This window comes from Nocardiopsis lucentensis DSM 44048 (assembly GCF_000341125.1).
GTDB lineage: Bacteria > Actinomycetota > Actinomycetes > Streptosporangiales > Streptosporangiaceae > Nocardiopsis > Nocardiopsis lucentensis.
Genome location: NZ_ANBC01000219.1, coordinates 1 through 8,776 on the forward strand (window position 1 = coordinate 1; position 8,776 = coordinate 8,776).

Annotated in this window: 10 protein-coding genes; 6 read left to right on the forward strand and 4 right to left on the reverse strand. The window is 71.0% G+C overall.

Annotated features, from left to right (window positions below):
• The 4 genes from D471_RS33360 to D471_RS0107315 all read left to right on the forward strand — a co-directional run.
• On the forward strand, positions 1-567 hold a 567-nt coding region (locus D471_RS33360; protein ID WP_040688739.1), incomplete at its 5' end, for a biotin/lipoyl-containing protein.
• Positions 564-1,736, forward strand: coding sequence for an acyl-CoA dehydrogenase family protein (locus D471_RS0107305; protein WP_017598005.1), 1,173 nt, complete (start codon positions 564-566; stop codon positions 1,734-1,736). The genes D471_RS33360 and D471_RS0107305, both read left to right, overlap by 4 nt.
• Before the next feature lie 75 nt (positions 1,737-1,811).
• A complete protein-coding gene (locus D471_RS0107310; RefSeq protein WP_017598006.1) occupies positions 1,812-2,426 on the forward strand; it encodes a TetR/AcrR family transcriptional regulator in 615 nt (204 codons plus the stop codon).
• A 107-nt stretch (positions 2,427-2,533) separates the two neighbouring features.
• Positions 2,534-3,106, forward strand: a complete 573-nt coding sequence (locus D471_RS0107315) for a hypothetical protein (RefSeq protein WP_017598007.1) — start codon at positions 2,534-2,536, stop codon at positions 3,104-3,106.
• A 13-nt stretch (positions 3,107-3,119) separates the two neighbouring features.
• On the opposite strand, the gene D471_RS0107320 is transcribed toward D471_RS0107315, so the two are convergent.
• Complete coding sequence (locus D471_RS0107320; RefSeq protein WP_017598008.1) at positions 3,120-3,989, reverse strand: hypothetical protein; 870 nt, start codon at positions 3,987-3,989, stop codon at positions 3,120-3,122.
• A gap of 286 nt (positions 3,990-4,275) precedes the next feature.
• On the opposite strand from D471_RS0107320, the gene D471_RS0107325 reads away from it, so the two are divergent.
• Both D471_RS0107325 and D471_RS0107330 read left to right on the forward strand, forming a co-directional pair.
• Positions 4,276-5,094 carry a helix-turn-helix domain-containing protein gene (locus D471_RS0107325; protein WP_241479581.1) on the forward strand — a complete coding sequence of 273 codons (819 nt, stop codon included), beginning with the start codon at positions 4,276-4,278 and terminating at the stop codon, positions 5,092-5,094.
• Positions 5,087-5,266: a DUF397 domain-containing protein gene (locus D471_RS0107330; RefSeq protein WP_017598010.1), complete on the forward strand. Its 180-nt coding sequence runs from the start codon at positions 5,087-5,089 to the stop codon at positions 5,264-5,266. The genes D471_RS0107325 and D471_RS0107330 overlap by 8 nt, the downstream gene beginning before the upstream one ends.
• A gap of 49 nt (positions 5,267-5,315) precedes the next feature.
• Here the strand turns inward: D471_RS0107330 and D471_RS39370 are convergent, their stop codons facing one another.
• The 3 genes from D471_RS39370 to D471_RS0107345 form a co-directional block, all read right to left on the reverse strand.
• A complete protein-coding gene (locus tag D471_RS39370) occupies positions 5,316-5,645 on the reverse strand; it encodes a hypothetical protein (protein WP_152486244.1) in 330 nt (109 codons plus the stop codon).
• A gap of 241 nt (positions 5,646-5,886) precedes the next feature.
• Positions 5,887-7,206 carry a GH1 family beta-glucosidase gene (locus D471_RS0107340; RefSeq protein ID WP_017598012.1) on the reverse strand — a complete coding sequence of 440 codons (1,320 nt, stop codon included), beginning with the start codon at positions 7,204-7,206 and terminating at the stop codon, positions 5,887-5,889.
• A 29-nt stretch (positions 7,207-7,235) separates the two neighbouring features.
• Positions 7,236-8,540: an MFS transporter gene (locus tag D471_RS0107345; protein WP_017598013.1), complete on the reverse strand. Its 1,305-nt coding sequence runs from the start codon at positions 8,538-8,540 to the stop codon at positions 7,236-7,238.
• Positions 8,541-8,776: the final 236 nt, after the last annotated feature.

Here is an 8,776-nt window from a genome sequence, read left to right on the forward strand (position 1 = left end):
CCCGTTCCCGCGGGAGTGCCCGCCCACTGGCGCAACATCCCGTCGCGGCCGCACACCCGCGAGTACGTACGCGCCGAAGGCGGCGGGACACCGATCACCGCCTCCCACCGGTCCGTCCGCGGGGCCCACGTCCCCGAACGCCCCGGTGTCCGGGTCCTGTCCGCCTCCCCTGACCTGGTGGTGCTGGAGGTCGACGGTCTGCGCCGCCCCTTCACCGTCCACCGGTACGACGGGGACCCCGACGTCCACGTCGACTCCTCTCGGGGATCGGTCACCCTCATCCCCGTCGACCTCCTGCCCCGACCCGGGACCGTCGTCGACCCGGGCGCCCTGCCCGCCCCCATGCCGGGCACGGTCACCGCCGTGGACGTGGTCGTGGGGGAGAAGGTGCGCGCGGGACAGACCCTGCTGCGCCTGGAAGCCATGAAGATGGAGCACCGCGTCACCGCTCCCGCCGCCGGTGCCGTCCGGGACCTCCCGGTCGCGGCGGGGCAGCGGGTGCCCGCCGGGGTGCCCCTCGCCGTACTCGACTACGCCGAACAGGACCACGAAGGGACCGACACGTGACCGGGGCCATGACCTTCGACGAACCGTCCGAACGCCGTGAACTGCGCGCCGCGGTGGCCGCCCTCGCCGAGAAGTACGGATCCGACTACTACAGATCCAGGGCGAGGGAGGGCGCCTACCTGACCGAACTGTGGGAGGAGGCCGGACGCCTCGGCTACCTGGGCGTCAACATCCCGCAGGAGTACGGCGGAGGGGGCGGCGGCATCGGCGACCTCGCCGCCGTCCTGGAGGAGTTCAGCGCCGCCGGGTGCCCCACCCTGATGATGGTGGTCTCCCCGGCCATCTGCGGCACCGTCCTGTCCCGCTTCGGCACCCCCGCCCAGCGCGGGCGCTGGCTGCCCGGGCTGGCCACCGGCGAGGCCATCATGGCCTTCGCCATCACCGAACCCGACGCCGGCTCCAACGCCCACCGCATCACCACCACCGCCCGCCGCGACGGCGACGGCTGGGTGCTCAACGGCCGCAAGACCTTCATCTCCGGAGTGGACGTGGCCGACGCGGCCCTGATCGTCGGCCGGATCGAGGACGAGGCGACGGGGCGCCTGAGCGCGGCGCTGTTCGTCGTGCCCACCGACGCCCCCGGGTTCGAGGCGCGCCCGATCGAGATGGACCTGGTCAGCCCCGACCACCAGTTCCAGCTGTTCATGGACGACGTCCGCCTGCCCGCCGACGCGCTGGTCGGCGATCCCGAGGCGGGGCTGCTCCAGCTGTTCGCCGGGCTCAACCCCGAACGGATCATGGCCGCCTCGCTGGCCACCGGCAGCGCCCTGCACGCCCTGGGCAAGGCGGTCGCCTACGCCAAGGAGCGCACGGTGTGGCGGGACACGCCCATCGGCGCCCACCAGGGTCTGGCACACCCGCTCGCACAGGTCAAGATCGAGACGGAACAGGCCCGGTTGATGACCCAGCACGCCGCGCTCCGCTACGATTCCGGCGACGACGCGGGGGCGGGCGAGGCCGCCAACATGGCCAAGTACGCCGCCGCCGAGGCGTGCGTGCGATCGGTCGACCAGGCGGTCCAGACCCTGGGCGGGAACGGCCTGGCCAGCGAGTACGGTCTGGGCGCGGCCGTCGTCGCCGCGCGCCTGGCCCGGATCGCGCCGGTCAGCCGGGAGATGGTGCTCAACTATGTGGCCCAGCAGTCCCTCGGCCTGCCCAAGTCGTACTGATCGATCGACCGCGCGGACACGCCGCGCCCGGCCCGGGCGCGGCGTGTCCGCGCACCGCAGTTGAGGGGGCGCGACGTGGGCACCGAGCTCGACCGGGAGCCGAGACAGGAGCGCAGCAGGGCCACCCGGGCCAGGCTGTTGGACGCGGCCGTGCGCTGCTTGGCCGAGCGCGGCGTGGCCGGGGCGACGGTCGGCGCGGTCGCCGAGGCGGCCGGGGTGTCGCGAGGCGCGGCCCAGCACCACTTCCCCACCCGTGACGAGCTGTTCCTCGCCGCGCTGGACCGGATGGTCGACAGCCGGGGCGAGGAGCTCCGGCGAGGCGCCGTCTCCGTCCCGGAGGGATCCGACCGCACCGAGGCGGTCGTCCAGATGGTCGTGGACGCGTTCAGCGGCGAGGACTTCCACGCCGCGCTCCAGTTGTGGGCGGGCGCCGCCAGCGACCCGGCTCTGCGCGACCGCATCATCCCGATGGAGGAACGGGTGGGGCGTCAGATCCACAGGGCGGCCGTGGAGCTCCTCGGGGCGGACGAGGCGGTCCCGGGGGTACGGGAGGCGGTGCAGGCGACGCTGGATCTGGCGCGCGGGCTGGGCCTGGCCAACCTGCTCAGCGACGACAGCGCACGTCGGCGGGGGATCGTGCGCCAGTGGGCGCGGATGCTCGACCAGGCGCTCGGGCGGGAGCACGGGTGAGCGTTCGGCTCCGCGCGGCGTGCGCGGCCGCGCGGATGTCTATCATCGGAAGCGTTCGGGCTCGGGCCCGGACCAGACACATACGCGGATGAGACCGGACGGACGGTGTGACGGTGGGTGCGGAAACGGGCCGGGACCTGCCCGGCCTGGCCAGGCAGGCGGTGGACGCGTTCGCGGAGAGCGCCGCACGGCGCAGGGATCGCGACGCCCTGATGGACGCCGCGTTCGCCGCGCTCTTCGAGCTGTACCGGGCCACCACGGAGGCCGAACGCGCCTCCCCCGCGGGGCGGAACTTCAACTCGACCCTGGCCGAGCTGCTGGTCAGCGGGAACAATCCCGACCGGCTCAGCCTGTACGTGGTGCGCACCCAGACAGCGGCGGAGAACGGTCGGCACGAGGGCTACCGGCCCGCCTGCTGGCGGCGGTCGATGCTCCAGATCCTCGGTGACGAGTTCGTTCCGTGGAATCGGTTCCTGCGCCCGGTGGACCTGGAGGCCGTCCCGCGCATCGACGACGCCCTCGTCGCGGTGGCGGCCGACGCCAGCCCGGTCAGCGGCGAGGAGGTGCCCGCCTGGGTGCCCGAGTCGCACTGGTGGTGGTGGGAACCGGTCCGCCAGGCCGAGGCCGGCGGCGTCGACCGGGCGGACAGCGGACCGCTCGACGCCGTCGCGAGCGAGTAGATTCGGGCGTCCCTCATCCGGCATCGGCACGTTCGGACCGGGCGGTGTCGATCCGGCGCTGGATGACGTCCCGGCAGGTGCCCAGCGCCCGTGCCAGGGCGTTCATGCTCTCCCCGGCCTCGTGCCGGGCGAGGATCTCGGCGTCGGACACCCCCAGGTTCCGGCGCGGGCGGCCGATGCGCGCCTTCGGCCCGCTCTGGCCCCTCCGGGCGCGCTGTTCCGCCTCGCGGCGTCGCTGGCGCAGCAGGTACATGGGGTTCTGGTGGCGGGCTCCGGGGCGGTCGGCGCCCCACAGCCGTGAGGGCTGCTCGTGTTCGTGCCACAGGGCGAAGAAGTTCCTTCGGGCGCGGGCCAGCGCGGAGCAGTACGCGTTGTCGGACAGGTTCAGCGAGCGGGCGGCGCTCGCGCGGTCGCCGTACTCGGCCAGGGCACGCAGGGCGTCGCGTTGGGGTTCGGTCAGGGTCCGCCAGATCTGGGCGAAGGCGAGGCGGTCCACGATGAGGTCCTCGTGGCCGTGCGTGGGTGCCCAGGCGCTGGTCCAGTACCGGACGAAGGCGCGGGAGAGGACGGACTGGTCCTGGCCGCCGTAGCCGTGCGCCCGGAGGTCCTGGTAGTGCTGGGCCTTCATGGCCTTCCAGCCGATCGCGATGAGTTCGGTCTCCTCGGGGCGTTCGTACGTGAGGTGGAGGTGTTCGGTGATCGCCTCCCAGGCGGTCTCGGCGCGGTGGGTCATCTCCATGCCGTTCACCCAGTTGCACTCGCGGGCCGCCCAGACGGCCAGTCGGACGATCTGGACGGTGGTGTAGCCGTGCGCGACGTGTTCGTCCACGGCGGGGCGGGGGAGGACGGGGCCGAATTCGTTGGACCCGGTCGGAGGCTTCATCGGGTGCCTCCCGCACTTATCGGCCGACCGGACGACCGGAAGTCCATTTGCGTCCGAAATTGGCTGAATTGCTGCACCATGTATGGCTCCTCGGTAGCGAACGGCAGTGTGACGAGTAACGCTCGTGTGCTGGACTGTTCTCCGGGTGAAAGCACAGCTTGGGGCGGTTTTTCGTCTGCTTCGAGTCTTCGAGGAGCCTTACTCAGAGGCAAGAGTTGCGTCACTCTTGGAGCATTAAGTAGTGAAAGCACTCATGCATGTAGCGGTCTTGTGCTTGTCTGCTGCCGTGACGGAACGAAAAATTGCTGTCTGGCGGGAGTTCGGGGCCGAGATCCGGCGTCGTCGCTTCCAGGCGGGGCTGAGTCTCGAACGCCTGGCACCCCATGCCGGTGTTTCCCCGCAGATGCTCGGTGCGATGGAGAGGGGGACGCGTAGGACGAAAGAGGACGCTGCGAAGCGGCTCGACGCCTTCTTCGCTACCAATGGCGCACTCATGCGGAGCTGGTTGCAGGCCGTACGGGGGGAGGGTGACCCCGAGTGGTACGAGCAGGTGACCAACTCGGAGGAGAACGCGACCGAGATTCACATGTTCCATCCGAACCTCGTGCCGGGTCTCCTCCAAACCAAGGCGTACGCGTTGGAGATCTTCCAGCAGTCACGGCTTCTCGACGCGGCGCAGCAGCACGAGCATCTGGCCGAGCTTCGGGTGAAGCGGTTGGACGCGCTCGTGCAGGCGAACAACCCCAAGCTCCTGGCCGTGATTCCGGAGGAGGTCCTTCGCGCTCCCGTGGGCAAGGGTGACGTGATGCGCGAGCAGCGAGCGCATCTGGTGCGTCTGGCAGAATCCGAGAGGCTGAAGTTGTTGGTGGTGCCCCAGGGGACTCCCTACATCGGTGGTGCCTCAGGTGCATTCCGTGTGATCGGCTCCGACAACGGCTCCCCTGTCGTCTACGCCGAGCACACGGGTGGTGGGGTGATCATCGACGACCACCTGGAGGTGGCCCGTCACCAGGCGATCTACCGGGAACTGCTGTCGTGGGCGCTACCCCCGCTGGCGTCGATCGACCTGATGCGCCGGATGAACGAAGAGGTTGAACATGACTGAGAACTGGCACAAGTCGAGCTACAGCGGTGGAAGCGGCGACTGCGTGGAGGTCTGCGAGGCCCCGGATGTGGTGAAGGTTCGGGACACGCAGAACCGGAGCCTCGGGTACCTCAGCTTCCCGGGTGACCAGTGGGCCGCGCTTCTCCACGGCCTGCGCGACGAGCGGGCCTGACCCCAAGAACCGAACCGGCGGCGTGCACGTCGCGTGCACGCCGCCGGGCTCAGCGTCCGTTGACGCAGGCATCGAACCCCGTCAACACCACCGCGAGCTTGTCCCCCTGACCCGCCGCTACGAAGAGTTCCTTCACCTCTTGCTTGAGAGTTTCCTTGGACTCTTGCGTGAGACCCTGGGCCTGCGCATCCTCCAGGAGCATCAGGGTCTTGTTCGTCGTTTCCGCGTCGACCGCATTTTCGGCCAGCACATCCCGGGCGCAACCACGAAGCACCTCATCCTGGCTGGTGTCCGAGGCTGCTGCGGAGCCTCCCCACAGAAGTGCCGCCGCCGCTGTGAGCGCGGTGGTGAGCGTGGCGATCCGACGTCCGGATGTCATGTGGGTTCCCCTGGATCATGTTCGTTCTGGTGCCGGCAGCGTAGAACACGAAGACCGGAATCGAATGGCGGAACGCGGAAACAGAAACGAATCCGTCATCTGAACCAGGTTCAATCGCGGCCAATGCAAACAAACCGTTCCGAGGATGGATTTGTCATACCGAACGAACCCCTGGGCCACCTGGCCCCGGGCTGGTTCCGGGTGGCCCGCACGCCGCCGGTTGGGTTCGTGGCGGGAGGGTTCACCGCCGGGCGGCGATGAGCCCCCGGTACCAGTCGAACGAGTCCTTGGGCACGCGCCGCTGCGTCGTGTGGTCCACGTACACCAGCCCGAACCGCTGGTGGTAGCCCTCCGCCCACTCGAAGTTGTCCGTCAGCGTCCACACGAAGTACCCGCGCACGTCCGCGCCGCGTTCGCGTGCCCGGTCCACCGCCGCGACGTGGCCCTCCAGGTAGGCGATCCGCTCGGGGTCGTGCACGCGGCCCTCCGGGGTGACGGCGTCGGTCTGCGAGCACCCGTTCTCGGTCACGTACAGCGGCGGCAGCGCGTCCCCGTAGCGCTCGCCGAGCAGGAGGAGCAACCGCTCCAGTCCCTCCGGTGCCACCGGCCACCCGAACGCCGTGGTCGGCGCTCCGGTGACCTCGGCGAAGTCGAACGGTAGCCCCGACCCCTCGGCGGGCGCGGCGATCCTGGACGGGTTGTAGTAGTTCACGCCCAATCCGTCCACGCTGCCCGCGATCAGCTCCAGGTCGCCCTCGCGCGCTCCGGGGACCTCTCCCGCCCCGAAGGCCGACAGGTCCGGATAGGCGCCGAAGAGAACGGGATCGGTGAACAGGCGGTTGTGCAGGGCGTCGTAGGCGTCGGCCGCCGCGCGGTCGGCCGGGGAGTCCGAGGCGGGCTCGACCGGGGAGTAGTTGTTGGTGAGCAGCGCCTCCAGGCCGCGCGAACGCAGCTCCCGTGCCGCCAGCCCGTGCGCCAGCAGCTGGTGGTGGGCGACCGCCAGCACGTCCGGCACGTCCAGGACCCGGCCGGGCGCGTGGATCCCGAACGCGTGCCCGTAGGCCATGTGCACGACCGGCTCGTTCAGGGTGATCCAACGCCGCACCCGGTCGCCCAACGCGTCGGCGGTGGCGGCGGCGTACTCGGCGAACGCGTGCGCCGTCTCGCGCGCCGACCAGCCGCCCGCCTCCTCCAGCTCGACCGGAAGATCCCAGTGGAACAGGGTCGGCACCGGTTCGATCCCCCGCTCCAGCAGCGCGTCCACCAGGCGGTCGTAGAAGGCGACGCCGGACTTGTTCACCGGCCCCCGGCCGCGGGGCACCACACGCGGCCAGGAGACCGAGAACCGGTAGGCGTTCACCCCCAGTCGGCCCAGGAGCTCCACGTCCTCGGCCCACCGGTGGTAGTGGTCGCACGCCTCGGCCGGGCTGTGCCCGTCGCGGACGGCGCCCGGGCGCCGGTGGAAGTCGTCCCAGATCGACGGGGTGCGCCCGTCCTCGGTCAGGGCACCCTCGACCTGCAGCGCCGAGGAGGCGACGCCCCACAGGAACGGTGACGGCACGGTGGTTTCCTTCCTCGTCGGGCGCGGCCTCACGCCACGCCCCGGATCTTCCAGACGGACGCGGCGCCCAGCAGTGTGAGCAGGCCGCACACGGTGTAGAGCACCGGGTAGCCGCCCAGGTGCACGACGATCGGACCGGCCAGCGCGGGCGCGATCACCTGGGGTCCGGCGCTGGCGATGTTCACGATCCCCAGGTCCTTGGCCCGTCCCTCGGCGGTCGGCAACACCTGCGTGACCAGGGCGTTGTCCACCGACAGAAACACCCCGAACCCCACCCCCAGCACTACCGCGCACGCCAGGCTCATCGGCCACGTGGGGAACACGGCGAGCAGGAACGCGGGCAGCGCCATCACCCCGCCGGACAGCGCGACCATGCCCCGGCGGCGCCCGATCCGGTCCGATACCAGCCCCGCGACCACGGTCGTGGCCACGACCGCCACCGTGTAGACGAGGATCAGCACCAGCAGGCCGTCCGCCGCCGACGAGCCGGGGAACAGCTCCTCGTAGCCCACCCCGTCGCGCAGGAAGTACAGCAGGTAGAGCGTGAACATGGCGTTGCCGGTCTGCATGAGGAACCGGGTCAGCCAGGCCCATCCGAAGTCGGGGTGGCGGCGGGGCGACACCCACAGGCTTCGGAGGAGGTCGCTCCACGGCGGGCGCGCCGGCCGGGGCAGCGGCGGGTCGGGCGCCATGAGGGCGAAGGGCAGCGCGCAGACGAGGACGAGCACGCCGATCAGCGCGTACCCGGGGGCGATCCCCGTGGCCACCACGGTCACCAGCAGCACCGCCGCGACCACCCCGGCCGACTGGGGGACGCCGATCCACCCCGACACCGCCCCGCGTTGACGCACCGGAACGTGGTCGGGGACGGCGGCGAGCAGGGTCGCGTTCAGACAGGACAGCGCGCCCTGGACGAACGACCAGCCCGCGAGTACGCCGATCGCGCTCTCCTGCCAGCCGAGGGCGATGAGCCCGGCGGCGCCGAGCAGCGCGCCGGCCACGATCCACGGGCGGCGGCGCCCGAACCGTCCGGTGGTGCGGTCCGACAGGGCTCCGGCCAGCGGGGTCGCGGCCATGGCGATCGCCGCGCCGACCCCGGTCACCCAGGCGAGCGTGGCCTCCTTGGCGTCGGGGGCGATGAGGGTGATCTGCTCGGGGAGCAGGATCTGGAGCGGGCCGAAGAACGCCATCCACATGCCCAGGTTGGCCAGGCAGATCCCGGCCACCCAGGGCGCGCGTACCGGTCGCGTCGGCTCGGCCAGCGCGGTGGGGAGGGTGGAGCCGTCGTCGGGTGGAGGGTCGGGGGAGGGGGATCGCGCGGGGGGTGTGCGCACGGACGACCTACCTAACGTGAATTTCCCTCATGTTAGGTGGATCACACGCCCGAGCGGAAGTCCCCGTGCGCGCGATCCCCGCGCGGGCCTTCCGTCGGAGTCGCCCGGCGCACGTCGGGACTATTAGTCAAGTTTGCCTAGCAGTGTTCGCGCCGCTTGGGCTCGCCGAGTAGTCAAACTTGATCAATTGGGGGCGGGTCATGACCGGACGTGGCGGGGCGGCGGGGGACGAGTCC